At 41.3% G+C, this 23,771-nt stretch carries 23 protein-coding genes; 17 read left to right on the top strand and 6 right to left on the bottom strand.

Features of this window, described 5'->3' with window-relative positions; translation table 11 throughout:
• Nucleotides 1–208 precede the first annotated feature (208 nt).
• The 3 genes from E0H79_RS03255 to E0H79_RS03265 form a co-directional block, all read right to left on the bottom strand.
• Entirely contained in the window at nucleotides 209–1,855 is a 1,647-nt protein-coding gene (locus E0H79_RS03255) for an AMP-binding protein (protein ID WP_131260808.1), read from the bottom strand.
• A 276-nt stretch (nucleotides 1,856–2,131) separates the two neighbouring features.
• Nucleotides 2,132–3,268: an acyl-CoA dehydrogenase family protein gene (locus E0H79_RS03260; RefSeq protein ID WP_004973203.1), complete on the bottom strand. Its 1,137-nt coding sequence runs from the start codon at nucleotides 3,266–3,268 to the stop codon at nucleotides 2,132–2,134.
• 148 nt (nucleotides 3,269–3,416) lie between these two features.
• Entirely contained in the window at nucleotides 3,417–4,187 is a 771-nt protein-coding gene (locus E0H79_RS03265; RefSeq protein ID WP_004973201.1) for a 3-hydroxyacyl-CoA dehydrogenase, read from the bottom strand.
• Nucleotides 4,188–4,329: 142 nt separating this feature from the next.
• Here E0H79_RS03265 and E0H79_RS03270 point away from each other — a divergent pair, with 142 nt between their 5' ends.
• The 3 genes from E0H79_RS03270 (at nucleotide 4,330) to E0H79_RS03280 (ending at nucleotide 7,081) form a co-directional block, all read left to right on the top strand.
• Nucleotides 4,330–5,355 (top strand): AraC family transcriptional regulator, encoded by a 1,026-nt coding sequence (locus E0H79_RS03270; RefSeq protein ID WP_213072757.1) that lies wholly within the window; start codon nucleotides 4,330–4,332, stop codon nucleotides 5,353–5,355.
• Nucleotides 5,356–5,615: 260 nt separating this feature from the next.
• Complete coding sequence (locus E0H79_RS03275; protein WP_004973198.1) at nucleotides 5,616–5,966, top strand: hypothetical protein; 351 nt, start codon at nucleotides 5,616–5,618, stop codon at nucleotides 5,964–5,966.
• Nucleotides 5,967–6,169: 203 nt separating this feature from the next.
• Nucleotides 6,170–7,081 carry a bestrophin family protein gene (locus E0H79_RS03280; RefSeq protein ID WP_004973196.1) on the top strand — a complete coding sequence of 304 codons (912 nt, stop codon included), beginning with the start codon at nucleotides 6,170–6,172 and terminating at the stop codon, nucleotides 7,079–7,081.
• Between the two features lie 114 nt (nucleotides 7,082–7,195).
• Here E0H79_RS03280 and prmC read toward each other — a convergent pair whose 3' ends face one another.
• A complete protein-coding gene (prmC, locus tag E0H79_RS03285) occupies nucleotides 7,196–8,026 on the bottom strand; it encodes a peptide chain release factor N(5)-glutamine methyltransferase (protein ID WP_131260809.1) in 831 nt (276 codons plus the stop codon).
• Nucleotides 8,026–9,114 (bottom strand): peptide chain release factor 1, encoded by a 1,089-nt coding sequence (prfA, locus tag E0H79_RS03290; protein WP_004973192.1) that lies wholly within the window; start codon nucleotides 9,112–9,114, stop codon nucleotides 8,026–8,028. The genes prmC and prfA overlap by 1 nt, the downstream gene beginning before the upstream one ends.
• Before the next feature lie 385 nt (nucleotides 9,115–9,499).
• Between prfA and E0H79_RS03295 the strand changes: the two genes are divergently transcribed.
• The 4 genes from E0H79_RS03295 (at nucleotide 9,500) to E0H79_RS03310 (ending at nucleotide 12,722) form a co-directional block, all read left to right on the top strand.
• Nucleotides 9,500–9,925 (top strand): glycine zipper 2TM domain-containing protein, encoded by a 426-nt coding sequence (locus tag E0H79_RS03295; protein WP_004973189.1) that lies wholly within the window; start codon nucleotides 9,500–9,502, stop codon nucleotides 9,923–9,925.
• A gap of 245 nt (nucleotides 9,926–10,170) precedes the next feature.
• A complete protein-coding gene (locus tag E0H79_RS03300; RefSeq protein WP_104852121.1) occupies nucleotides 10,171–10,695 on the top strand; it encodes a hypothetical protein in 525 nt (174 codons plus the stop codon).
• A gap of 223 nt (nucleotides 10,696–10,918) precedes the next feature.
• A complete protein-coding gene (locus tag E0H79_RS03305) occupies nucleotides 10,919–11,923 on the top strand; it encodes an LLM class flavin-dependent oxidoreductase (protein ID WP_004973182.1) in 1,005 nt (334 codons plus the stop codon).
• A 244-nt stretch (nucleotides 11,924–12,167) separates the two neighbouring features.
• The gene (locus E0H79_RS03310) at nucleotides 12,168–12,722 is read left to right on the top strand and encodes a hypothetical protein (RefSeq protein ID WP_004973179.1); all 555 of its coding nucleotides are present in this window, start codon (nucleotides 12,168–12,170) and stop codon (nucleotides 12,720–12,722) included.
• Between the two features lie 114 nt (nucleotides 12,723–12,836).
• Here E0H79_RS03310 and E0H79_RS03315 read toward each other — a convergent pair whose 3' ends face one another.
• Nucleotides 12,837–13,673, bottom strand: a complete 837-nt coding sequence (locus E0H79_RS03315; RefSeq protein WP_004973178.1) for a pyruvate, water dikinase regulatory protein — start codon at nucleotides 13,671–13,673, stop codon at nucleotides 12,837–12,839.
• 155 nt (nucleotides 13,674–13,828) lie between these two features.
• Between E0H79_RS03315 and ppsA the strand changes: the two genes are divergently transcribed.
• The 10 genes from ppsA to rplI all read left to right on the top strand — a co-directional run bounded on the left by ppsA (nucleotide 13,829) and on the right by rplI (nucleotide 23,723).
• Nucleotides 13,829–16,207, top strand: a complete 2,379-nt coding sequence (gene ppsA, locus E0H79_RS03320; protein ID WP_004973175.1) for a phosphoenolpyruvate synthase — start codon at nucleotides 13,829–13,831, stop codon at nucleotides 16,205–16,207.
• A 74-nt stretch (nucleotides 16,208–16,281) separates the two neighbouring features.
• Complete coding sequence (locus tag E0H79_RS03325; RefSeq protein WP_004973172.1) at nucleotides 16,282–17,079, top strand: RDD family protein; 798 nt, start codon at nucleotides 16,282–16,284, stop codon at nucleotides 17,077–17,079.
• 303 nt (nucleotides 17,080–17,382) lie between these two features.
• Nucleotides 17,383–18,456, top strand: a complete 1,074-nt coding sequence (cyoA, locus tag E0H79_RS03330) for a ubiquinol oxidase subunit II (RefSeq protein WP_004973169.1) — start codon at nucleotides 17,383–17,385, stop codon at nucleotides 18,454–18,456.
• Nucleotides 18,457–18,459: 3 nt separating this feature from the next.
• Complete coding sequence (gene cyoB / locus E0H79_RS03335) at nucleotides 18,460–20,448, top strand: cytochrome o ubiquinol oxidase subunit I (protein ID WP_096900904.1); 1,989 nt, start codon at nucleotides 18,460–18,462, stop codon at nucleotides 20,446–20,448.
• Between the two features lie 3 nt (nucleotides 20,449–20,451).
• Nucleotides 20,452–21,069: a cytochrome o ubiquinol oxidase subunit III gene (cyoC, locus tag E0H79_RS03340; protein WP_004973159.1), complete on the top strand. Its 618-nt coding sequence runs from the start codon at nucleotides 20,452–20,454 to the stop codon at nucleotides 21,067–21,069.
• Nucleotides 21,069–21,395, top strand: coding sequence for a cytochrome o ubiquinol oxidase subunit IV (locus E0H79_RS03345; RefSeq protein ID WP_004973158.1), 327 nt, complete (start codon nucleotides 21,069–21,071; stop codon nucleotides 21,393–21,395). The genes cyoC and E0H79_RS03345 overlap by 1 nt, the downstream gene beginning before the upstream one ends.
• Before the next feature lie 10 nt (nucleotides 21,396–21,405).
• Nucleotides 21,406–22,284 carry a heme o synthase gene (gene cyoE / locus E0H79_RS03350; RefSeq protein ID WP_004973155.1) on the top strand — a complete coding sequence of 293 codons (879 nt, stop codon included), beginning with the start codon at nucleotides 21,406–21,408 and terminating at the stop codon, nucleotides 22,282–22,284.
• A gap of 354 nt (nucleotides 22,285–22,638) precedes the next feature.
• Complete coding sequence (rpsF, locus tag E0H79_RS03355; protein WP_004973153.1) at nucleotides 22,639–23,028, top strand: 30S ribosomal protein S6; 390 nt, start codon at nucleotides 22,639–22,641, stop codon at nucleotides 23,026–23,028.
• An 11-nt stretch (nucleotides 23,029–23,039) separates the two neighbouring features.
• Complete coding sequence (rpsR, locus tag E0H79_RS03360) at nucleotides 23,040–23,267, top strand: 30S ribosomal protein S18 (RefSeq protein WP_004719336.1); 228 nt, start codon at nucleotides 23,040–23,042, stop codon at nucleotides 23,265–23,267.
• A 9-nt stretch (nucleotides 23,268–23,276) separates the two neighbouring features.
• Complete coding sequence (gene rplI / locus E0H79_RS03365; protein WP_004973150.1) at nucleotides 23,277–23,723, top strand: 50S ribosomal protein L9; 447 nt, start codon at nucleotides 23,277–23,279, stop codon at nucleotides 23,721–23,723.
• Nucleotides 23,724–23,771: the final 48 nt, after the last annotated feature.

The raw sequence follows: 23,771 nt of genomic DNA on the forward strand, positions 1-23,771 counted from the left end.
AATCGAAGTACATGCAGCCTTGTTCATTGTGTCAGCATAAAGTTGAAAATATCACATCACCAATATGATGCACACATTTTCTATCGATTGAGTTCGTGCTTGCATAATCGGGTGGTTTAAATAAAGAATACAGATTTAAAAAAACGCCAATCTGTATGAATGGCGTTTTTCTTATGGCGCAATAATTAACAGGGCCTATTGGCTGAATTTAGCTCACTTTTTTAAAAGCATTTTGTTTTGCAATTTCTTGTTGCTTCAATAAATTACGCTGAATTTTTCCACTGGATGTTTTAGGCAAACTGCTGACAAATTCAATTTCTTTAGGATAGGCATGTTTCGATAAGCGTGAACGCACATACTGTTGCAGCTTTTCCTGCAATGCAGTGCTTGGTTGATATTGATTTTTTAACACCACAAAGGCTTTTACCACTTCTGTACGCTCTGGGTCTGGCTTACCAATTACTGCGGATTCAAGCACTTCCTCACATTCAAGCAAAGTACTTTCTACATCAAAAGGCCCGACACGATAACCCGAAGTTGTAATGACATCGTCTGCACGACCAATAAAATCAATCCCACCAAATTCATTTAAACGTACCGTATCACCCGTTAAATAATACTGTCCCACAAATGATTTACGGTCATCCCCATCGTAACCTTTGAACCACATTAAAGGCGATTGTGATTCATCCAGTGCAAGTGTGCCAATTTCGCCGTGAGCGACTTCCTGATGCTGTGCATTTAAAACCGCGAAACGATGTCCGGGAATAGCATAACCCGCAGAACCTACTTTTTTCTGATGTTCCAGTGCATGATGATTGGCAATCACCATCCCCAATTCGGTTTGTCCATATTGATCATAAATATTAACTTGTAAATCATGCTTAAACCAATGAATCACTTCTGGTGTGAGCGGCTCGCCTGCACTGCTAACCACACGCAGATGTCGTTGAATATCACCATCAAACTTTTCTTTAAAACCAAAGAACATTCTAAATGCGGTTGGTGAACCTGTTAAATTACTCACCTGATATTTACGGATAATTTCCAGTGCATGATCAACACTAAATGGACGTTCATCCATAATAATGCTATGCCCCAAACTCAGTGGCCCTGTAATACCGTAATACAAGCCATAAGCCCAACCAGGGTCGGCTAAATTCCAAAATGAATCTTCTGCTCTTAAATCGACTGCATGCTGCATATAACCTTTAAATGCCACAATGGCTTTTAAAGGCACAGGTACAGATTTAGCTAAACCCGTAGTGCCTGATGTAAACATCATCAGAAAATCATCTTCAAAACTGCGATACACGGTTTCAAAGTAAGTGTCTTGAGTGCTTAGAACTTGCCAAAAATCTGTATCATGGTTTTGAGCTTGATTTGCTGCGTCCACAGTTAAAATTTTCACATTAGACAAGGCATTTAGTTTTGGACGCTGCTCAGTATTGGTCACAATGAGCTGCGTCTTTGCAGTTTGAATACGGTGCTCAATCGCTTTAGATTCAAAGGCTGTAAATAAAGGCTGATACACTGCCCCAATGCGCCATGTGGCAAAAACCGTAATTAACAATTCAGGCGTACGCGGCAATAATCCTGCAATACAATCACCTGCTTTTAAGCCCAGTTGAGTAAAATAATTTGCCAATTTTCCAGATGCTTCTGCCAGTTGATCAAATGTCCACGATGCAGTTTGACCGTGTTTGCCTTCCCAAATTAAGGCAGTTTGTTGAGTACCCGTATAGCGTCCGCAACATTCTTCATAGGCATTAAGTGCCGTTGGCGTTCCTGCCAATTGGGTTTGAATCAGTTGCTCAATATCAAACTGTTGATATGCCTCTTGCAAAGTTTTCATTCTTTTAAGCTCCGTCTTAAACTGATGACACTGCAATTCATTTGCAGCAATATGCGTTATTGTTTTAACCGTTTTTACAAGTTAGGATTGAATCGCTCTTTAAAATTTAAATTAGGTTTGCTGTGTTGAAGTCGATCATGCAACGCAATCACGACATGATCTTCGCGTATTTTTCAATCAAGTTAGCTAAACATGATTTGAACATTTTCTCAATTTCCACATCCTGCAATAACCTTGCAAGCTTTGGACACCGACTAAAGTTTTAGATACTCAGCTTTAACGCTTAGTCACTTCACGTGCAATCACCAAACGCTGAATATCGGATGCACCTTCATAAATTTGGCTAACGCGCACATCGCGGTAAATACGTTCAACTGGGAAATCAGATACATAGCCATAGCCCCCATGTATTTGAATCGCATCTGAACACACACGCTCTGCCATGGTTGAAGCAAAAAGCTTGGCCATAGATGCTTCTTTTAAACACGGTAAGCCTGCATCTTTGAGGCTTGCGGCATGTAGAATAAGCTGTCGTGCAGCTTCAATCTGTGTTGCCATATCTGCCAAGCGAAACGCGACTGCCTGATGTTGCACAATTTCAACTCCAAAAGCTTTACGCTCATTGGCATAGTCCACGGCTGCATCTAAAGCTGCTCGCGCCATACCCACCGATTGCGCGGCAATACCAATACGCCCCGACTCTAAATTAGAGAGTGCAATTTTGTAGCCTTCACCTTCTTGCCCCAATAGGTTTTCTGCAGGAATACGGCAGTTTTCCAACACGATGGTGGCGGTATCGGAACAGTGCTGTCCCATTTTGTCTTCTAAACGTGCCACGATATAACCTGGTGTGTTCGTCGGGACTAAAAAGCAGGAAATGCCTTTTTTACCCGCAGTTTTGTCCGTTACAGCAAAAACTAAAGCAACATCTGCATATTTGCCTGTGGTGATAAACTGCTTGGTGCCATTTAAAACCCAATCCTCGCCATCTTTTTCAGCTTTACATTCAATCGCGCTGGCATCAGAGCCGACTTGTGGTTCAGTTAAACAAAAGCAGCCTAACCATTCGCCTGTTGCCAGTTTAGTTAAATATTTTTGTTTTTGCGCCTCTGTGCCGTAGCGTTGTGTAATTCCGCATGGCAATGAGTTTTGCACACTCACAATCGTTGAAATTGCACCATCACCCGCAGCAATTTCTTCTAAGGCTAAAACGAGAGATACATAATCTAAACCTGCACCGCCCCATTCTTCTGCAACGGTCATGCCCAAAGCACCTAGCTCACCTAGCTCCTTTAACTCCTTTGCAGGGAATTCAGCAGTTTTATCACGTGCTGCTGCAGTTGGTTTAAGCTTTTCCTGTGCATAACTGCGCAGCATATCCTGAATCATTTTTTGTTCATGGCTTAAAATCATGGTGACCCTCTGTTTATATGGTAGATGTTGTTTTTGTCAGGAATGCGCGCAACATCCTTGTTCTGTATTGCAACGGTTTTTTAGTATCCAGTTTTTCAATACTTGAATTTTTGCTTAGGCTATTTTATGGATATAGCATCGTCATAACTTATTTCGGTTGCATACGAATTGCGCCATCCAAACGAATCACTTCACCGTTTAAATAACCATTTTCAAAAATATGACCCACCAATTGCGCAAATTCTTCAGGCTTTGCCAAACGTGGTGGAAATGGCACCATTTGCCCTAAAGCATCTTGCACATGCTGTGGAAATGCTTTCAGCATCGGGGTTTCCATAATACCGGGGGCAATCGTCATCACCCGAATGGCTTCACGTGCCAATTCACGTGCCAAAGGCAGCGTCATCCCCACAATTGCACCTTTCGATGCAGAATACGCACTTTGTCCAATCTGCCCATCAAATGCTGCAACCGAAGCAGTATTCACAATCACACCACGCTCTTCTTCATCGGCGGCTAAGTCATATTTCGCCATCAGTTGTGCCGCAAAACGGATCATATTAAAACTGCCCGTGACATTAATATTCAGCACTTTTTGGAACATTGCCAAATCATGCAAACCATCACGTCCCAAGACTTTGGCAGACGGTGCAATGCCTGCACAATTCACCAAGCCATTTAACTGTCCGTATTTTTGCTCAATATGGTTAAAAAGCTGCTGTACTTGGTTTTCATCGGTCACGTCTACAGCTACGAAGTCTGCATTTTCGCCCAATTGCTGTTGAAGCTGCTGCCCAAGTTCTTGATTCATATCAACCAAAATAACTTTTGCACCTTGCGCAACTAAATGTTGTGCAGTCGCAGCGCCTAAACCCGATGCACCACCCGTGACCACACAGACTTTTCCTTGAATTTTCATTTTATTTTCCTTATAAATTTTCAGGTTGATACAACTTAAGAAGCAGATTAATCACACTCAAGCTAGAGTACAATTTCCAAACCCTGCATCGACTATGATGTATTTGAACACTCAACTTGTAAATGGAATACCACGCCATCCCATGAATGCAACTCAGCTCACTTACAGCAAAGGTACAATTTCAATTGCTTTAGTCCATGAAGCTTTGCATACTGCACAGCAACGCGGTATGGATACGCATGCGATTTTGCAGACGGCGGGTATTCCTGCAGAGCTGTTACATTCCAACAAAGCGAAGGTGTCAATTCTGCAATATGGTCAATTGTGGATTGCACTGGCAGATACCATGAATGATGAATTTTTTGGCATGGACAGCCATGCTATGCGTCGTGGCAGTTATCAACTCTTGTCTAAATGGGTGTACCAAGCAGAGCATTTAAAGGCCGCATTACAGGACATTTTAAATTTCTTTAATTTAATACTGGATGATTTTTCAGGTGAATTAAACGTAGATGGTGAATATGCAATCTTAACCATTCACGATAAATATCAAGTGAAACCGATGTTTAGTTATGCCACATATTTAATGCTGATTCATGGCTTGATGTGCTGGCTGACAGGACAACGTATTGCTATCTTAAACATGCAACTCAAATGTGCTGCTCCGCAGGATGATGCTGATTATCGTGTCCGTTTCTGTGACCAAATTGAATATGCGTGTACAACGCATAAGATTTATTTTGAGGCAAAACATCTTGATTTAAAAATCAAGCAGGATAAAAAAAGCTGGAAACGCTTTTTAAAACAAACGCCTTTTAATCTTTTAGTGCGTTATAAAAACCCACATGCGCTGAGTCATAAAATTCGTAAACAATTAATGCGATTGCCGCCGAGTGAATGGTTAGAGCTGAACGAATTAACCCAGCATTTCAATATGTCTGAAGCGACGTTCCAACGGCGTTTAAAGCAGGAAGGCACTAGCTATCAGCAATTAAAAAATGAAATCCGTCGAGATACGGCAATCGAATTGTTGAGCAAAACCCAACAATCACTTCAAGAAATTAGCGATCAATTAAATTTCCATGATCCTAGTGCTTTTCATCGTGCCTTTAAAAAATGGACAGGGGTCAATCCTGGGGCATATCGACAATATACTGAAAGCACATAACTGAACGCTCATAATTGCGTGACTTATCACCTACTACTCAGCCACTATCTTGTATATTTTACAAATAACTTAATTATAAAAGAAAACTCAAAGCTGTGATTTCAAGGTTTAGCAGTGAACTGGTCGTTCATCGGCACAGCATTGTCAAAGTATTAAATTTAGTTTACTTTTCAATCAATTTAAAGCATAAATTTTATGCAATTCGGCTGTCATACTCCCCCTGTAATATTAAATGTACGAGCATCTTTGGAGGTTTCCCCATGCTTAAGATGATGGATGTACTTGAACACAATCTAGTTCAAAATTTCTCTCACTCCCTCAACCAAGCTTCTGAACAATTAGATGAATTACTCAATCAAAGTATTCTAAATACCTCAGAAGAGCAGTTACGTAATGTCATGTCTGCGTTTTTCAAACGTGAAGATGCACTTGAAGCAGCGCAAGCCCTAGATATTTGCCAAGAAGATTTACAATCTTTGCAAGCGGGTTTGGCTCTCAAAGATGAACACCTGTGCGATACCGCTAAAATTGTTGCGCTATGTTTGGCTTTAGAAACAGACAGTTTGGCACAAGTTGAAATTCCTGACTGTTTGCAAGATTACCCGATGTAAACTAAAACTTCGGGTATTCATTTGCTGAAAGTATTTAAAAAGTGATGTCTTCATGGCATCACTTTTTTATTGGCTGTTGCAATAATAAATAAGAAAAATTGACTTTAAGCCGCTTGCTGCTTTTTGAATCAAAAGCTAGCTATCATCTTGCCAAGCGTTGTTTGTCTATGAAACACTAAGGACAGCTTCAAGGATGCATCAAGATGATTATTCGCAATAAAAACAACAGTTTTACCCTACTGTTTGCATGGTATGGGACAATTTTACCCACGGTCTTACCTGCACTTGCAATTGTGGTCTTCCTTTCTACGGTCTTAGTGTATTTGTCTTCTCACCACTTTTTTCAAGTCCCTAGCGTACCTGCCATTGGCTTTACCATTTTCGGTATTATTTTGTCTATTTTCCTCAGTTTTAGAAATAACGCCAGTTATGAACGTTGGTGGGAAGGTCGAAAATTGTGGGGGACGTTAATTGCAACATCACGGCATATTTCACGTGACTCATACGTACTGCCAGATCAACAGCGTCGGGTCTTGATGTATCGGGTCATGTTGTTTAGTAATTTATTGCGTAACCGTTTACGCAATCAAAACCAACCTATCGATTTTTATCAAAACAAAGTCAACCTCACATCTGCAGATTATGAAGCATTATTTCCGCATATTAATGCCGCACAGTTTATTTTAGAAAGCATTCAAAAAGAGTTAGTCAGCGCACTGAAAACAGGTGAAATTTCCGATATTATTTATCAAGGCTTGAATCAACATATTGTTGAATTGGGTAATGTGCAAGCAGGTTGCGATCGAATTCTCAGCACACCCTTGCCTTTTTCTTATTCAGTCTTGTTGCACCGCACTGTGTATTGCTTCTGCTTTATTCTGCCTTTTAGTTTAGAAGCAAGTTTAGGAATCTGGACACCAATTTTGGTGGGTTTAATTGCCTATTTATTCTTAGGTTTAGATGCTCTCAGCGAACAACTTGAAGAACCTTTTGGCCTGCAAGACAATGATTTACCGCTCAACTCCATGGTGCGATTAATTGAACGGGAAATGCTGAGTTCACTTGGCGAAGAACTGCCACCTGCAATTTTGGCAGTGAAAGGCAACCTAAGCTGACATCAGTTGAGTTGAGGCTCATAAATTGGTCTTGCACTTAAACTTTGCTAATCATTCGTCTATGTTTGCAAGCTGATAAATAGATCTCACAAGATTTTTAACTGATATAACACATCAGCCAGCAAGCCATTGTGCTAAAGTCACCCGATCATTGCCTGCATAATCTTTGACTGTACGAATGTCAGAAAAACCGTGTTCTGCAAAAATCGCCTGCACTGCTAAAGCTTGGTCATAGCCATGCTCTAGTGCAATCCATCCATTTGCTTTCAGCCAGTGCTTACCCTGCGAAATAATCTGCAGAATATCTGCCAAACCCTGATCTGCTGCCACCAATGCACGTTCAGGCTCTGCTGCCAAAGCAGACATGTGTGCATCATTAGCATCTATATACGGCGGATTAGATACAATTAAATCAAAACGTGGCTCGGCTGCTGAACCCAATGCCTCAAACCATGCACCACAGGCAAATTGCACCTGATTTAAAGCATGCTTGCTTGCATTTTCTTGAGCAACTGCAAGCGTTGGCAGGTAAATATCGGTTGCGGTTACCTGCCAATCTGGACGTTCAGATGCTAAAGCCAAAGCAATCGCCCCTGTACCTGTGCCTAAATCGACAATTACAGCATCACGTTGTAATGACAAAGCCAACACAGTTTCGACCAAAACCTCGGTATCAGGACGTGGCACCAAAGTATCGTGCGTGACTTTTAAATCCAGTGTCCAAAATGGCTGTGAACCTGTGATATACGCCAAAGGCTCGCCTGCTGCTATACGTGCCAAAGCCTGCACATACATCTGCTCTTGCGCGGCACTCAATTCCTGATCTGCACGATATTTTAATTCAAGCGCGCTGAGTCCTAAAAAATGCTCTAACAACCAAATATTTTCTTGACGCTCATAGCTATCGACTTCACCACGTAGCGCCAAGGCTTGTGCAATATTCATTAACCACCGTTTTGCTGAGCAAGCATCGCCAACTGATCTGCCTGATATTCACGATGCAGACTATCTAGTAGTTCAGTTAAATCACCTTCCATCACCGCATCCAACTTATATAAAGTCAGGTTAATACGATGATCTGTCATACGTCCTTGCGGATAGTTATAGGTACGAATACGCTCAGAACGGTCACCCGAACCCACCAAATCACGACGCATTTCTGAAGTTGCTGCATCTGCTGCAGCACGTTTGGCATTTTCCAAACGTGATGCCAACAACGCCATCGCTTTCGCTTTGTTTTTATGCTGTGAACGTTCTTCCTGACATTCCACCACAGTACCCGTCGGAATGTGGGTTATACGCACTGCAGAGTCGGTTTTGTTAACGTGCTGACCACCCGCACCCGAAGCACGATAGGTATCGATACGCAAATCGGCAGGGTTAATATCTACCGTGGTATCTACATCTACTTCAGGTAAAATTGCAACGGTACATGCTGATGTATGCACACGACCTTGTGACTCAGTCGCTGGAACACGTTGCACACGATGTGCGCCACTTTCAAACTTCAAACGACCATACACGCCTTCGCCATTCACCAAGCAAATGACTTCTTTATATCCGCCGTGTTCACCTTCATTTTCAGATAAAATTTCGATTCTCCAGCCCTGACTTTCGGCATATTTGCTATACATGCGGAATAAGTCACCCGAGAAAATCGCGGCTTCATCGCCACCTGTCCCTGCGCGAATCTCCAAATAAGCCGAGTTGGCATCATTCGGGTCTTTTGGAATCATTAAAATATTTAAGTCAGCTTCAAGTTGCTGAATCAGCGCTTTATTGTCTTTAATTTCTTCTTGCGCCATTTCCTTAAAGTCAGGATCAGACAACATTGCTTCGGCTGTTTCAATATCGGCTTCGGCTTGTGTGTATTGTGACCACACTGCCGTAATTTCGTCTAAATCACTGTGTTCACGTGATAATTGACGAAAACGCTTGTTATCTGAAATCACTTCAACATCTGCCAACAAAGCAGTCAATTCTTCATGGCGGTCAGAAAGCTGATCTAATCGTAAACGTAACGATTCTTTCATTGTTTAAAAAATCTCAATGCAAAGGCTGTTACATGCAACACGCAGCACAGCGAAATAAAAAATTGCGCATAGTTTACCGATTCTACCACCCAAATAACATCATTATTAAGTCTGTACGATGTTTGAAATGCCTATCTGCAGATGTTCTAGCAGTATTTCTGCTTGATGATGCTGTGCATTGCGGTGAATGTACAACTCACCAAGTACCGCAATTAGCATCCGCATTTGGACATTTTTTAGCAGTTTTAATCAAACTCATACAAAGCCCACACCAAAGAACACCAATCTCGTCTGCACTCTCCACATTTTAAAAGCGGCGCTTTGTTAAATTGAGCCCATCAAAATTGATCATAAATAAGTCCTGTAAATGGACATGGAGTTCAACATGAAACTTAATGCAATGTTAATGACAGCAGCTTTAGCCACAGCTTCAATGCTCAGTGCCAACGTTTATGCAGACAATACTACGCGCGTTGCCGCAGCCAGTGCTTTAGGCAGTGTTGCAGGTACAGCTATTGGTAAAAATATGGGTGGTACTACGGGTGCAACACTAGGCGCTGCCTTAGGCGGTGCTGGTGGTGCAGCCGTGGCGAGTGATAAGCGTCATCGTACTGAATCTGCAATTGGTGGTGCTTTGGGTGGTGGTGCGGGTTATACCGTAGGTAAAAATATGGGCGGTACCAATGGTGGTTATATTGGTTCAGCTTTAGGTGCAGCAGGTGGTGCAGCACTCGGCAATAAAATCTCGAAAGATAAAGAATATGACCGCTATCAAGAACGTAAATGGAAGAAAAAACGCAACCGTCGTTAATCTTGAACGATAGGCATAGAGCAGCAAAAAAGCATCAACACAGGTTTGATGCTTTTTTATAGGATTAATTTTTCTTCATATATCAGTTCAAAAAAACGACCATAATCAATATGAAGAAATTTAGCAGTGCAATTACAAAGTCTTTACCAAACTTTGCAGATTTACCTCATTGCCCTTCACGATCTTTGCCATCTGTTTCTATATCTTCATTACAAAACATATTAATCAATATTTGGAGCATCCGCATGAAACTTAATCGTATTTTATTGGGTAGCGTTATCGCAAGTTCTGCCTTGCTTATGAGTACTGCGCATGCAAACGATACACGTGTTGCCGTAAGTTCTGCCTTGGGTGGTGCTGTCGGAGCAGCAATTGGTCAACAAATGGGTGGACAAACAGGCGCGATGATTGGTTCAGCCATTGGTGGTGCGGGCGGTGCTGCAGCTTCTGCCAATAAACGTGACCGTAACGGTGCCATGATTGGTGCTGCCTTGGGCGGTGCAGGTGGATATAGCGTTGGTCGCAATATGGCAGGCAACAATGGTGGCTATGTCGGTGCAGGACTCGGTTCTGCAGGTGGTGCAGTATTAGGTCAAAAAGTTAGCGAAGACCGTCGAGATGACCGCTATGACAACAAACGCTACGATGATCGTTATGACCGCCGCTATGATAGCCGTGGCTATCGCTACAATGACTACCGTTATAATGACCGTTACCGCAAAGACAATGGCTTACATTTAGGTCACTATAAAAATGGTAAACGTCGTTAATTTCTCACGATACTTCTAACTTCTTCAGCACCTTCGGGTGCTTTTTGTTTGCTGACTACTTGCTTGGATAAATGTTTTTTTATAAAGCGTGCTTTTTGGATGAATGTCGCGCGTTGTTAAATGGCAATATCTCATGACTCGCCCATATATCGAAAATTTTCGATATACAAAATCAGTGCAGCATCGTATGATAAAACTCTCTTTAATCAAGCTGGAATAAATGATGCGTTCCCTGCAAGACACAAAATTTGCCATTCTTGAACTCGCACCTGTACGTGATGATCAATCAGTACAGTTTTCACTGCATCATGCACTTGAATTAGCACGACACGCAGAACAACTCGGCTATGACCGTTTGTGGTTGGCGGAACATCATAATATGGATGGCATTGCCAGCTCAGCAACCGCAGTTCTTTTGGGTTATTTATTAGCAAATACGCAAAAAATTAAACTCGGTTCTGGCGGTATTATGCTCCCCAACCACGCACCGTTAGTGGTCGCTGAACAGTTTGGAACTTTAGCGACTTTATATCCTAACCGTATTGAACTCGGTTTAGGTCGCGCACCAGGCACAGATCAAGTGACCATGCGTGCGCTGCGTCGTGGGCGACAGGAAACTGAAGATCAATTTCCGCAAGATGTTTTAGAAATTTTGCATTACTTTAAAGATGCTGAACCACAACAACGTATTGTTGCTACGCCAGGACAAGGGACACACGTTCCTGTATGGTTGCTTGGTTCAAGTTTATTTAGCGCACAACTTGCTGCAAAATTAGGACTACCCTACTCATTTGCCTCACACTTCGCCCCGCGTATGCTTGCTCAAGCCATTCAGTTATATCGTGACAATTTTGAGCCTTCAGAATATTTAGAGCGGCCTTATGTGTCTATGGGTGTGCCAACAGTGGTTGCAGATACCGACCAAGAAGCAGAATTTTTGGCGACTAGTGCCTATCAGCGTGTTTTAGGTTTAATGCGTGGACAAAGCCTAAAACTCAAAGCTCCAGTCGAAAGTATGGATGGCTTATGGTCACCTGCAGAAAAAATGTCAGTTGATAGTTTTTATGCCATGGCGCAAATTGGCTCAAAGGCGACTGTCAAAGCAGGATTGGAAAACTTATTGGCGAAGTATGATGTCGATGAGTTTATTTTTACCTGTGACATCTATGACACAGAAAAACGCTTACATAACTTTGATTTGCTCATGCAAATGAAGTTAGATACTTAATTAGCTCCGATCTTGTAGTTCTATTGAGCTACAAGGTTTCATCAATTAAAAACATTTAAAATAAATAACTTAAATCCGTTTTCTTGTTCTCTTTCGCTTAAATCTCAGTAATCTCAGTTGAATTAATTTTCAATCTTTAGGAATGACTGGCTCGCCTGCACAAAAGACTTTACCAAACAGTACTGCCCCAACAAAATAGAGTAAATGTTCTAATTTATAAAATGAATATATCAAGAGATTCAGCATGGTCAGTCCTAAACACGACGTACATAGACACGCTTTTCAAAACTGCTTGGCAGATTTTCAAGAATTCCAAGGCGAATGCATTCCTGCAACTGAAATCAAACAGCATGACTTCACAGGTTTACGCGTTGCAGTTATTGGTGCAAATCAGGACAGCGTGGCACAACTCGATAGAATTTGTCAGCAAGCAACATCTGTTCAAGTCTTTCAAATTGCACCGCATTTTGTCCTGCCAAGTACAGAACGTGGCATCCATCGCCTAATTAGCCATCCTTTGGTGTTTAAAAATCGACGTTTGTTTAATAACCGCGTCAAAAATATTTTGGCTTTACGCTTTTTAGATGCTCAAGTCAAAGACACGTGGCTTAAACGTCAACTCACACCAAACATTGCAGATACACATCAACGCTATTTTAAATCTGATCATTATTATTCAGCTTTACAACGCGAAAATTGCCATTTGATTACTTGGCCAATTGTCAAAGTCTGTGCACATAGCGTGCATAGTATTGATGGACAAGAACATCCAATTGATACCATTATCACTACATTTTAAGTCACACTAAAAGCATTATCATTTAAATAAATAGTAGCTTGATTTTTATTCTATTTAAATCCAATAAAAAAGAGCCAAAATAAAATTTTGGCTCTTTTAATACATATAGTTTCATTAACCAATACGACGTTTTAAACCTGTCATTTGTAAAACACGTGTTGAAATTTCTTCAATCGACATTTCTGAAACATTTAAATATTTAATCCCTTCTGAAATATAAATACCTTCAATCGCACGCAATTCCATTTGGCATTGATTAAAACTTGCATAACGGCTATTGGCTTTACGTTCAGTACGAATTGCCACAAGGCGTTCAGCATCAATCATCAAGCCAAATAACTTATGTTTATGCGGCTTTAATACGGCTGGCAAACGGTTGTCATCGAGGTCTTCTTCAGTCAATGGATAGTTCGCCACACGAATCCCGAACTGTAAAGAAAGGTAGATGGAAGTTGGCGTTTTACCCGAACGCGACACCCCAATCAGAATCAGATCGGCCTTGTCGTAATGGCGTGTACGTGCGCCATCATCGTTATCTAAGGCAAAATGCACCGCATCAATACGTGCCTTGTAAGATTCAGAATCTGTTACGGCATGCGTCTGCCCGACCAAAGTGGTTGGTGGTGTTCCTAACTCTTCAGAAAGCTTACTAATTAAGCCTTCAAATACATCTAAATTAATTGCTTTGGCAGTGTTGATAATGTCACGCACATATTGGTCAACCAAGGTATCAAACACCAAAGGTAATTGACCATCAATTTGTGCTCGGGCATTAATCTCTGCCACCACATTCATAGCCGCTTCTTCAGACGTAATATAAGGATGAATATGAATATCAAAGTCCACATTTGGAAATTGCGCTAAGAGTGAATGTCCAAGTGTTTCAGCCGTAATTGCAGTTCCATCGGAAATAAAAAAAACACTCCGCTTAATTTGTTTACCATCTGACATTAAAATTCTCCTTAAACATTTGTCTTAGTGCTATATAATCTTTATAGTAAACCGATCTTACATGACTGTCGCTTAGTAAAACCAAATTGCTAAGTAGATTTATTATAATTTCATGACAAGATAGTGATTAATACTGCAAAAGTGGAGTAACAACTTTGGAAGCGCGCGTAATTGGTCTGGAAAAATTAGGGAAACACGATGTTGAGCTCGTGGGTGGGAAAAACTCATCTTTGGGCGAAATGATCAGCCACTTATCTAATGCTGGTGTATCGGTACCAGGTGGCTTTGCAACAACAGCTGCTGCTTATCGTGAATTTCTCGAGCAAAGTGGCCTAAACGCTAAAATTCAAGCAGAGCTAAAAACACTCAATGTAGATGACGTGAATGCGCTTGCTGAAACTGGTGCAAAAATTCGTCAATGGATTGTCGACACTCCGCTTACTGCATCACTAGAACAAGAAATCCGAGTTGCTTTTGAAGCACTCTCTAACGGCAACCCAAACATCGCGGTTGCCGTTCGTTCATCTGCAACTGCAGAAGATCTACCAGACGCATCTTTCGCAGGTCAGCAAGAAACATTCCTAAACATCCGTGGCATTGACAACGTATTAATTGCCATTAAAGAAGTTTTTGCATCTTTGTACAACGACCGCGCGATTTCTTACCGTGTACACCAAAACTTTGACCACGATGTCGTTGCTTTGTCTGCAGGCGTACAACGTATGGTACGTTCAGAAACTGGCGCTGCTGGTGTAATGTTTACCCTAGATACAGAATCTGGTTTCCGTGATGCTGTATTCATTACTGCTTCTTATGGTTTGGGTGAAATGGTGGTTCAGGGTGCAGTTAACCCAGATGAATTCTATATTTCTAAGCCTTTATTAAAAGCAGGCAAACACTCAGTTTTACGTCGTAACCTTGGCTCTAAACACCAAAAAATGATTTATGGTGAAGAAGGCGCGGCTGGTAAATCTGTAGTTGTGGTCGATGTTGAAAAACAAGATCGCCAACAGTTCTCTTTAAATGATCACGAACTGCAAGAATTAGCGAAACAAGCGTTAATTATTGAAGAACATTATCAAGCGCCTATGGATATTGAATGGGCAAAAGATGGTGATGACGGTCAAATCTACATCGTTCAAGCACGTCCTGAAACTGTAAAAAGCCGTGAAAACGTCGGTACTATGGAACGCTACCTATTGAAACAAAAAGGTACGGTCATTTGTGAAGGTCGTTCAATTGGTCAGCGTATCGGTTCTGGTAGAGTCCGCGTTGTAACGTCTATTAAAGAAATGGACAAAGTTCAGGAAGGTGACGTTCTTGTTTCAGACATGACTGATCCAGACTGGGAACCAGTGATGAAACGTGCTGCTGCAATTGTCACTAACCGCGGTGGTCGTACTTGTCACGCTGCAATTATTGCCCGTGAATTAGGCGTACCTGCAATTGTAGGTTGTGGTAATGCAACTGAAGTTTTGACTGATGGTCAGGAAGTTACAGTTTCTTGCGCCGAAGGCGACACAGGTTTCATTTATGAAGGTGCTTTAGATTTTGAAGTTCAAAAGAACTCAATCGAATCTATGCCTAAACTTCCGTTCAAAATCATGATGAACGTTGGTAACCCAGACCGCGCATTTGACTTTGCTCAAATTCCAAACGAAGGGATTGGTCTTGCACGTTTAGAATTCATCATCAACCGTATGATTGGTGTGCATCCTAAAGCATTGCTTAATATTGACAGCTTACCACGTGAAACACGTGCAGCAGTTATGGCGCGTACTGCGGGCTATTCATCGCCAATCGAATTCTATGTAGAAAAATTGGTTGAAGGTATTTCTACCCTTGCTGCTGCATTCGCTGACAAACCAGTGATTGTGCGTATGTCTGACTTCAAATCAAACGAATACGCAAACTTAATTGGTGGTAAGTTATATGAGCCAGAAGAAGAAAACCCAATGTTGGGCTTCCGTGGTGCAAGTCGTTATGTGTCTGACAATTTCCGTGACTGCTTCGAGCTTGAATGTCGTGCCTTGAAAAAAGTACGTGACGAAATGGGCTTAACCAACGTACAAATTATGATTCCATTTGTACGTACCGTTGCTGAAGCAAAACGTGTGATCGAATTGCTTGCGCTGAATGGTTTAAAACGTGGTGAAAATGGTCTGAAAGTGATCATGATGTGTGAATTACCAACCAACGCATTGTTGGCTGAACAATTCCTTGAGCATTTCGATGGTTTCTCTATCGGCTCAAATGACTTAACTCAGTTAACACTTGGTTTAGACCGTGACTCAGGCATTGTTTCTCACCTGTTCGATGAACGTGACCCTGCAGTGAAAGCATTACTTTCTATGGCAATTCACGCATGCCGTAAAGCAGGTAAATATGTCGGTATCTGTGGTCAAGGCCCTTCAGATCACCCTGACCTTGCACGTTGGTTAATGGAACAAGGTATTGAATCTGTATCTTTAAACCCAGACTCAGTTTTAGACACTTGGTTCTTCCTTTCTGAAGAAAAAGCTCAACAAGCATAGTAAAACGTGTTAAAAGAAAACCCATGCACCTGCGTGGGTTTTTTTTCAAATTCATTTTTTGAGATTTTATATTTATGCAAATTTACTTGGCACGAAATAATCAACAAGCTGGGCCATACACCTTAGAGCAGCTCAACCAAATGCTCGCCAGCCAACAAGTGTTGCTGACAGATTTGGCTTGGCACCAAGGCATGAGCGAATGGAAAGCTTTAGGTGAACTCACCCAAGGTAAACTTGTATATGAACCACAAGGCTACGTCAGCACACCACCTGCCCCTGAACATTCACCTTTTCAAAATACAGATTACACGGCTACAAACACATCACGACCAAGCTCAGCATCGTCAAACTCCAGAACACAGGCAACAAAAAATGAATTGGCGAGCATTAACCAACGTGCTTTAGCCAAAATTATAGACATGTTGTTATGGTTGCCTGCAGCAGCACTTCCCTCTTTTTTCTTAAATGCGGACCAGTTTGAACAATTGTCTGGTTTACAACAAAAAATGCAGGCAGCGACAACGTCTGATCAAGCCATGCAATTGCAAACTGAACTCTTTCAGCTCATTCCAATGCAAGCTTGGCAAGCGGTGGCAATTTATTTATTGATTATGCTGGGCATACAAGCCTTCCTGCTGGCTAAAACTGGACAAAGTATTGGCAAACGTCTGACTAAAATTAAGATTGTCGATGCTGAAACCGATGAAAAAGTCAGCCTAATGCGTGTGTTTACTATTCGCTCTATCATTTTCATTATTTTGAATATGATGTTTATGCCCTTCATCACAATTTTAGATTATGGCTTTGCATTTGGTGCAAAACGACAGGCTTTGCACGATAAACTCGCCAAAACCAAAGTCGTAAAGCAATAATTTGATTTTTATTTATTCAGGGATGATTGATCATCCCTTTTTTCTTATAATATTGATAAATATAAATAAATTAAAATTAACACAAATAATTCCGAGTATAAAAATTGGTTTTTATTCCCTCCACTTAAAGCCGCTTTATGTGTAGCTTAGTTTGTCGATATCAGGCATAATGCCCTACAACGTAGCGGTGTCCGATGATTAAGAAGACTTTTTCATCTTTTTTGATGTCTTTTTAATCATGCGACACTTTAATCGCTATCCCATATTAAATTAGGGAATGGGACTCTTCACCGAGGTTGTAAAATGAGACAAACGATTTTAGCTGTATTGTCTTTATCTACGATGGCTGCACTCTTAACTGGGTGTGGCGGTGATTTAGTACTTCTGAACTCAAAAGGTCCAGTTGCAGCAGGTCAAAGTAACCTGATGATGACTGCGATTTACCTAATGCTATTGGTGGTTATTCCATCTGCAATTATGGCATTGTGGTTCGGTTGGAAATATCGCGCATCGAATAAAGACGCAGACTATCAACCAACATGGTCACACTCTACTGCAATTGAAATTGTAGTATGGGGTATACCTGTTATTATTATTTGTATTTTAGCTTGGTTAACTTGGTGGGGTTCCCACAAGTACGACCCTTACCGTCCGCTAGAATCCGAAAAAGCTCCTTTAACTGTTCAAGTTATTGCTGAACAATTTAAATGGATCTTCATCTACCCAGAACAGAACATTGCTACTGTTAACGAATTACGCTTCCCAGAGCAAACGCCTGTAAGCTTACGTTTAACATCTAACTTCACAATGAACTCGTTCTTTATCCCTGCATTATCTGGTCAGATTTATGCAATGGCGGGTATGCAAACTCACTTGAACGTTTTAGCAGACAACACGGGCGAATTCCGTGGTTTCTCATCTAACTACTCAGGTTATGGTTTCTCGCAAATGCGCTTTAAAGCTCACTCTGTAACTCAAGCTGATTTTGAGCAATGGGTAACAGCTGTTAAAGCAGGTCAAGGTACGACTATCAATCCTCAAGCTGTTCAAAAAACAGTTTTAGATCAAGCTGAATTTGCTTCTTTACGTGACGGTAACCGTTCACAGAAACAAATTGATGCAATGGTTCGTAACGCCAAAACTGAATTAGAGAAAAAACTTGCTGCAACGGCTTTAAAAGAAGGTCCATATAAGACTCAGCCACATCCTGTGACTTATTACTCTTCTGTTGAGCAAGGCTTGTTTGAATCAGTGATCAATAACTATATGAGTAACTACCATGGTGCTGACCATTCAGCTCCTGTAGTGGCTGGTGAAGCGCCTGCTTCTGAAACTCATGTAGCAGTTGAACATGCGACTGCTTCTCAAGGGGAATAAGACATGAGCTTATTAGGTAAGTTAGGTCCAGATGCAATTCCTTACGATCCAATCGTATTGGTAACTGTTGCAGCGATGATCTTAGGTGGTCTTGCAGCGATTGCTGGTATTACCTACTTCAAAAAATGGGGCTACTTGTGGAACGAATGGTTCACATCTGTAGACCATAAAAAAATTGGTATCATGTATATCTTTGTATCTGTAGTCATGTTACTTCGTGGCTTCGCAGATGCGATCATGATGCGTCTTCAACAGTTCCTTGCGAAAGGTGGTGGTGAAGGCTATTTACACCCAGAACACTATGACCAGATTTTCACCGCACACGGTGTGATCATGATCTTCTTCGTGGCAATGGGTCTTGTTGTTGGCTTAATGAACATCTCTGTACCATTACAGATTGGTGCTCGTGACGTAGCCTTCCCGTTATTAAACTCTTTAAGCTTCTGGTTATTCGCTGGTGCTGCAGGTTTAATGATGGTTTCACTTGCATTAGGTGAATTCGCTGCTACAGGTTGGATGGCTTATCCTCCTCTATCTGGTATCGAATATTCTCCAGGTGTTGGTGTTGACTACTATATTTGGGCACTTCAGGTTTCTGGTCTAGGTACGCTTCTTACTGGTGTTAACTTCTTCGTTACCATCATCAAAATGCGTGCGCCTGGCATGAAACTTATGGACATGCCTGTTTTCACTTGGACAACATTAGTTACTGCGGTACTTATCATTGCAACATTCCCAGTTTTAACTGCGACAATTGCAATGTTAACGCTTGACCGTTACTTCGGTTTCCACTTCTTTACGAACGACATGGGTGGTAGCCCAATGTTGTATGTAAACTTGATTTGGACATGGGGTCACCCAGAAGTTTATATCTTAGTATTACCAGCATTTGGTATTTACTCAGAAGTAACTGCGACTTTTGCTCGCAAAACATTGTTCGGTTACAAATCAATGGTGTACGCAACTGTTGCAATTGGTGTGTTATCACTTGTTGTATGGGTTCACCACTTCTTTACCATGGGTGCAGGTGCCAACGTTAACGCGTTCTTCGGTATCATGACCATGATTATTGCGATTCCTACTGGTGTGAAAATCTTCTCTTGGTTATTCACCATGTACAAGGGTCGTATTACCTACACTACCCCAATGCTTTGGACACTTGGCTTCCTTGTGACTTTTGGTATCGGTGGTTTAACAGGTGTATTAATGGCAGTTCCACCAGCGGACTTCCTTGTACACAACTCTTTATTCCTAATTGCTCACTTCCATAACGTAATTATTGGTGGTGTAGTATTCGCGATGTTCGCAGGTATCATTTACTACTGGCCAAAAATGTTTGGTTGGAGACTCAATGAAACTTGGGGTAAAGCAGCATTCTGGTTCTGGTTCTTCGGTTTCTACTTTGCATTCATGCCACTTTATATCCTTGGTTTCATGGGTATGACTCGTCGTTTGAATACATATGACAACCCAGAATGGGATCCATACTTGGCAATTGCGTTCTTCGGTTCTGTGTTAATTGCTATTGGTCTATTCTGCTTCGTTATGCAGATTGTGGTTGGCTTCCTACAACGCAACCAACGCTTAGACCTTACTGGAGATCCATGGGATGGCCGTACGCTTGAGTGGGCTACTTCTTCTCCAGCACCGTTCTATAACTTTGCTCACCTTCCAAAGATCAATGGTATTGATACTTTCTGGACTGACAAAGAAAATGGTGTTGCATACGCTCGTCCAACTAAGTATGAAGATGTCCATATGCCAACTAACCGTGCAGCTGGCTTCATAATTGCAATGTTTATTACAACTATGGGCTTCGCATTAATCTGGCATATTTGGTGGCTAGCAATCGTTACGTTCATTGCGGCAATCATCAGCTTCATCGTGAGTTCTTTCACGAAGAAAGTGGACTACTATGTTCCTGCTGCTGAAGTTGAGCGTATTGAAAACGAACGCTATGCGATCCTTGAAAAACACTTGAAGAAGGACTAAGACATGGCTGAAGTACTTCATCACGACAACCACGGACATGATGATCATCACCACGATGATACAGACATCACCGTCTTTGGTTTCTGGACCTACTTGATGAGTGACCTTGTAATTTTTGGTACACTTTTCATCGCGTTCGCTGTATTAAGTAGCCACGTTCCAGTAGGCACTCCAACAGCTAAAGATTTGTTTGGCGAGTCATTAGGCTTCGTTTTAACAGAAACTTTTGCCCTGTTGATTTCTTCTGTAACTTTCGGTTTTGCCGTTTTAGCTGCTTACAAGAAAGATGTTGCTAAAGTTCTAACTTGGTTAGGCGTGACTTGGGTTTTCGGTGCGATCTTTATTGGTATGGAACTTTATGAGTTCAACCATTTAGTTCACGCTGGACATGGTCCAAGTGCGAGTGCGTTCTTATCTGCGTTCTTTACTTTGGTTGGTACGCACGGTATTCACGTAACTTCAGGTTTAGTTTGGATGATCGTGTTAATGGTTCAAATCAAGAAATATGGTTTGACTATTCCGAACATGCGTCGTTTAGCTTGCCTAAGCTTGTTCTGGCACTTCCTTGACATCGTTTGGATCTGTGTATTCAGCGTAGTTTACTTGATGGGAGTTCTCTAATGAGTCACGATCACAACTCTGCTGGTGCATCACACGGTAACACTAAGCAATATACGATTGGCTTTATCCTTTCTGTTATCCTTACCATTATTCCTTTTGGTATGGTTATGGCAGGTGGTTTTGGCCGTGGTATTTTGATTACTGTTATTTCGATTACAGCAGTTGCTCAGATTCTTATTCAATTAATTTATTTCTTGCATATGAATTCTTCTTCAGAGCAACGTTGGAACGTGATTGCATTCGTGTATACCATTCTGACCATTGCCATCCTTTTGGTTGGTTCTGTATGGATCATGAACTACCTACACTACAACATGATGATCTAAACTGGTTGTCATGCTGAAAAAGTATTTATTCCTGACAAAGCCAGGAATTCTCTTTGGTAATTTTATTACCACTTTGGGTGGCTACTTTGTAGCTGCCCAAGGTTCTGTAGATTTCCTTCTCCTACTGCTTACTCTGCTTGGTACAACGCTTGTTGTCGCCTCAGGATGTGTGGTCAACAATATTATTGACCAAGACATCGACCAAAAAATGCAACGCACACAAAACCGTGCTTTAGTGAAAAAAACTGTTTCTGTTCCTATTGCGCTGATTTATTCAGTGGTATTGGGCATAATTGGTTTTAGCATTTTATGGTTTGGAGTTAACGCATACGCTTTTCTTTTTGCACTGATTGGTTTCGTGGTTTATGTCGGCTTTTACAGTCTATGGACCAAACGCACAACAATTCATCAAACCATTATTGGCAGTATTTCAGGCGCAAGCCCACCTGTCATTGGTTATACCGCTGTTGCAAATCAATTTGACTTAGCTGCACTACTTATCTTTTTAGGTTATGCACTTTGGCAAATGCCCCACTCTTGGGCGATTGCAATTTACCGTTTTGATGATTACAAAAATGCGGGGATTCCAATTTTGCCAGTTGCTCGTTCAATTTTACGAACGAAAATTGAATCACTAATTTATGTGGTGTTATTTACCGTTGCCATGAATGGACTGTTTGTATTTGGTTATGCAAACTGGCTATATCTGGTTATTTTGAATGCACTTTGTATTTATTGGTTCTATATTGGCGTCATTGGCTTCAAAGCAGAAAATGATCAATTATGGGCAAAACGCTTTTTCCTATTTTCGGTTATTTTAATTACTGTTGTGAGTTTATGTTTTAGCTTTACAGCAACCGCACCAAGCACGCAAATCATACTTTTTTAAAAGATAGAGTTTAGCTCTATCTTTTAATGGAGTGCCTACCCTCTCCACACTTCAATATTTAAATAATAACAATTTATCTGTCTTTGATTTATTCGTCCTTAATAATTTTCGAATTAAACACTCTAAAAGTTAGTGACATACAAATACAAAGTATAAAATTTAAATTCCAATCATAGATGCAAAATATTACATTCCCTTTTTACCCAAGCCGATCTTTTCTTAGACCAAGCCTTGTATTTACTTGGTAAAAGCTCTAAAATTCACGCTTCGCAATTTTGCGACACAACTTCGGTTGTGACTCCTTGCTTCTGGCTCAATTTAGTCAGGGGCTGCATAAACCGTAAGGAGCTGACAATGCGTCACTACGAAATCGTACTTTTGGTACACCCAGACCAAAGCGATCAAGTTGTGGGTATGGTAGAACGTTACCTAACTCACATCAAAGAAGCTGAAGGTCAAATTCACCGTTTAGAAGATTGGGGCCGTCGTCAATTGGCTTACCCAATTAACAAAATTCACAAAGCGCACTACATTCTTATGAACGTTGAATGTGGTCAAACTACGCTTGACGAGTTAGAAGAATTGTTCCGTTATAACGACGCGATCCTTCGTAGCTTGATCATCCGTCGTGAAAACGCTATCACTGAAGAGTCATTATTGGCTAAGAGTGCTGAAGAAAAACGTGCGCGTAAAGCTCAACGTGAAGAAGCACAACACGCTAACCAAGACTCTGCTGAAGCTTAAGGAGAACATCAATGGCACGTTTTTACCGTCGTCGCAAGTTCTGCCGCTTTACAGCTGAGAACGTTACGTACATCGACTACAAAGATATCGATACACTAAAACAGTACATCACTGAAAATGGCAAGATTGTTCCTAGCCGTATTACAGGTACTAAAGCTCGTTACCAACGTCAATTAGCGCTTGCTATTAAACAAGCTCGCTACTTAGCGTTGATCCCTTACACTGACAATCATAAGTGAGGTTGAGCTGTGGATATTATCTTATTACAACGCATTAAGAACCTTGGTAAATTAGGCGATAAAGTTTCAGTTAAAGCTGGTTACGGCCGTAACTACTTGATCCCTCAAGGTAAAGCAGTTGCTGCAACTGAAGCAAACACTGCAGCATTTGAAGCTCGTCGTGCTGAACTTGAGAAGCAAGAAGCTGAAATTTTAGCTGCTGCTCAAGCACGTGCTGACCAATTGAACGAAGTTAACATCGTAATCACTGCTAAAGCTGGTGATGAAGGTAAACTTTTCGGTTCTATCGGTACTCGTGACATCGCTGACGCGTTAACGAATGCTGGTCTTGAAGTTGACCGTGCAGAAGTTCGTTTACCAAACGGTGCGCTTCGTCACACTGGTGAATTCAACATCGCAATCCAATTGCACCATGATGTTGTTGCTGAAGTTCTCGTTACTATCGTATCTGAGTAATTTTCTGCAAAAGAAAAGAGCATGCCTAATCGCATGCTCTTTTTTTGT

The organism is Acinetobacter sp. ANC 5045, from assembly GCF_004331005.1.
In the GTDB taxonomy this organism is placed as follows: domain Bacteria; phylum Pseudomonadota; class Gammaproteobacteria; order Pseudomonadales; family Moraxellaceae; genus Acinetobacter; species Acinetobacter towneri.

Bases quoted from the DNA above. Each gene is read 5' to 3' on its own strand.
- E0H79_RS03255 (WP_131260808.1), bottom strand. From the start codon at position 1,855: ATGAAAACTTTGCAAGAGGCATATCAACAGTTTGATATTGAGCAACTG.
- E0H79_RS03260 (WP_004973203.1), bottom strand. From the start codon at position 3,268: ATGATTTTAAGCCATGAACAAAAAATGATTCAGGATATGCTGCGCAGT.
- E0H79_RS03265 (WP_004973201.1), bottom strand. From the start codon at position 4,187: ATGAAAATTCAAGGAAAAGTCTGTGTGGTCACGGGTGGTGCATCGGGT.
- E0H79_RS03270 (WP_213072757.1), top strand. From the start codon at position 4,330: ATGAATGCAACTCAGCTCACTTACAGCAAAGGTACAATTTCAATTGCT.
- E0H79_RS03275 (WP_004973198.1), top strand. From the start codon at position 5,616: ATGCTTAAGATGATGGATGTACTTGAACACAATCTAGTTCAAAATTTC.
- E0H79_RS03280 (WP_004973196.1), top strand. From the start codon at position 6,170: ATGATTATTCGCAATAAAAACAACAGTTTTACCCTACTGTTTGCATGG.
- prmC (WP_131260809.1), bottom strand. From the start codon at position 8,026: ATGAATATTGCACAAGCCTTGGCGCTACGTGGTGAAGTCGATAGCTAT.
- prfA (WP_004973192.1), bottom strand. From the start codon at position 9,114: ATGAAAGAATCGTTACGTTTACGATTAGATCAGCTTTCTGACCGCCAT.
- E0H79_RS03295 (WP_004973189.1), top strand. From the start codon at position 9,500: ATGAAACTTAATGCAATGTTAATGACAGCAGCTTTAGCCACAGCTTCA.
- E0H79_RS03300 (WP_104852121.1), top strand. From the start codon at position 10,171: ATGAAACTTAATCGTATTTTATTGGGTAGCGTTATCGCAAGTTCTGCC.
- E0H79_RS03305 (WP_004973182.1), top strand. From the start codon at position 10,919: ATGCGTTCCCTGCAAGACACAAAATTTGCCATTCTTGAACTCGCACCT.
- E0H79_RS03310 (WP_004973179.1), top strand. From the start codon at position 12,168: ATGGTCAGTCCTAAACACGACGTACATAGACACGCTTTTCAAAACTGC.
- E0H79_RS03315 (WP_004973178.1), bottom strand. From the start codon at position 13,673: ATGTCAGATGGTAAACAAATTAAGCGGAGTGTTTTTTTTATTTCCGAT.
- E0H79_RS03325 (WP_004973172.1), top strand. From the start codon at position 16,282: ATGCAAATTTACTTGGCACGAAATAATCAACAAGCTGGGCCATACACC.
- cyoA (WP_004973169.1), top strand. From the start codon at position 17,383: ATGAGACAAACGATTTTAGCTGTATTGTCTTTATCTACGATGGCTGCA.
- cyoB (WP_096900904.1), top strand. From the start codon at position 18,460: ATGAGCTTATTAGGTAAGTTAGGTCCAGATGCAATTCCTTACGATCCA.
- cyoC (WP_004973159.1), top strand. From the start codon at position 20,452: ATGGCTGAAGTACTTCATCACGACAACCACGGACATGATGATCATCAC.
- E0H79_RS03345 (WP_004973158.1), top strand. From the start codon at position 21,069: ATGAGTCACGATCACAACTCTGCTGGTGCATCACACGGTAACACTAAG.
- cyoE (WP_004973155.1), top strand. From the start codon at position 21,406: ATGCTGAAAAAGTATTTATTCCTGACAAAGCCAGGAATTCTCTTTGGT.
- rpsF (WP_004973153.1), top strand. From the start codon at position 22,639: ATGCGTCACTACGAAATCGTACTTTTGGTACACCCAGACCAAAGCGAT.
- rpsR (WP_004719336.1), top strand. From the start codon at position 23,040: ATGGCACGTTTTTACCGTCGTCGCAAGTTCTGCCGCTTTACAGCTGAG.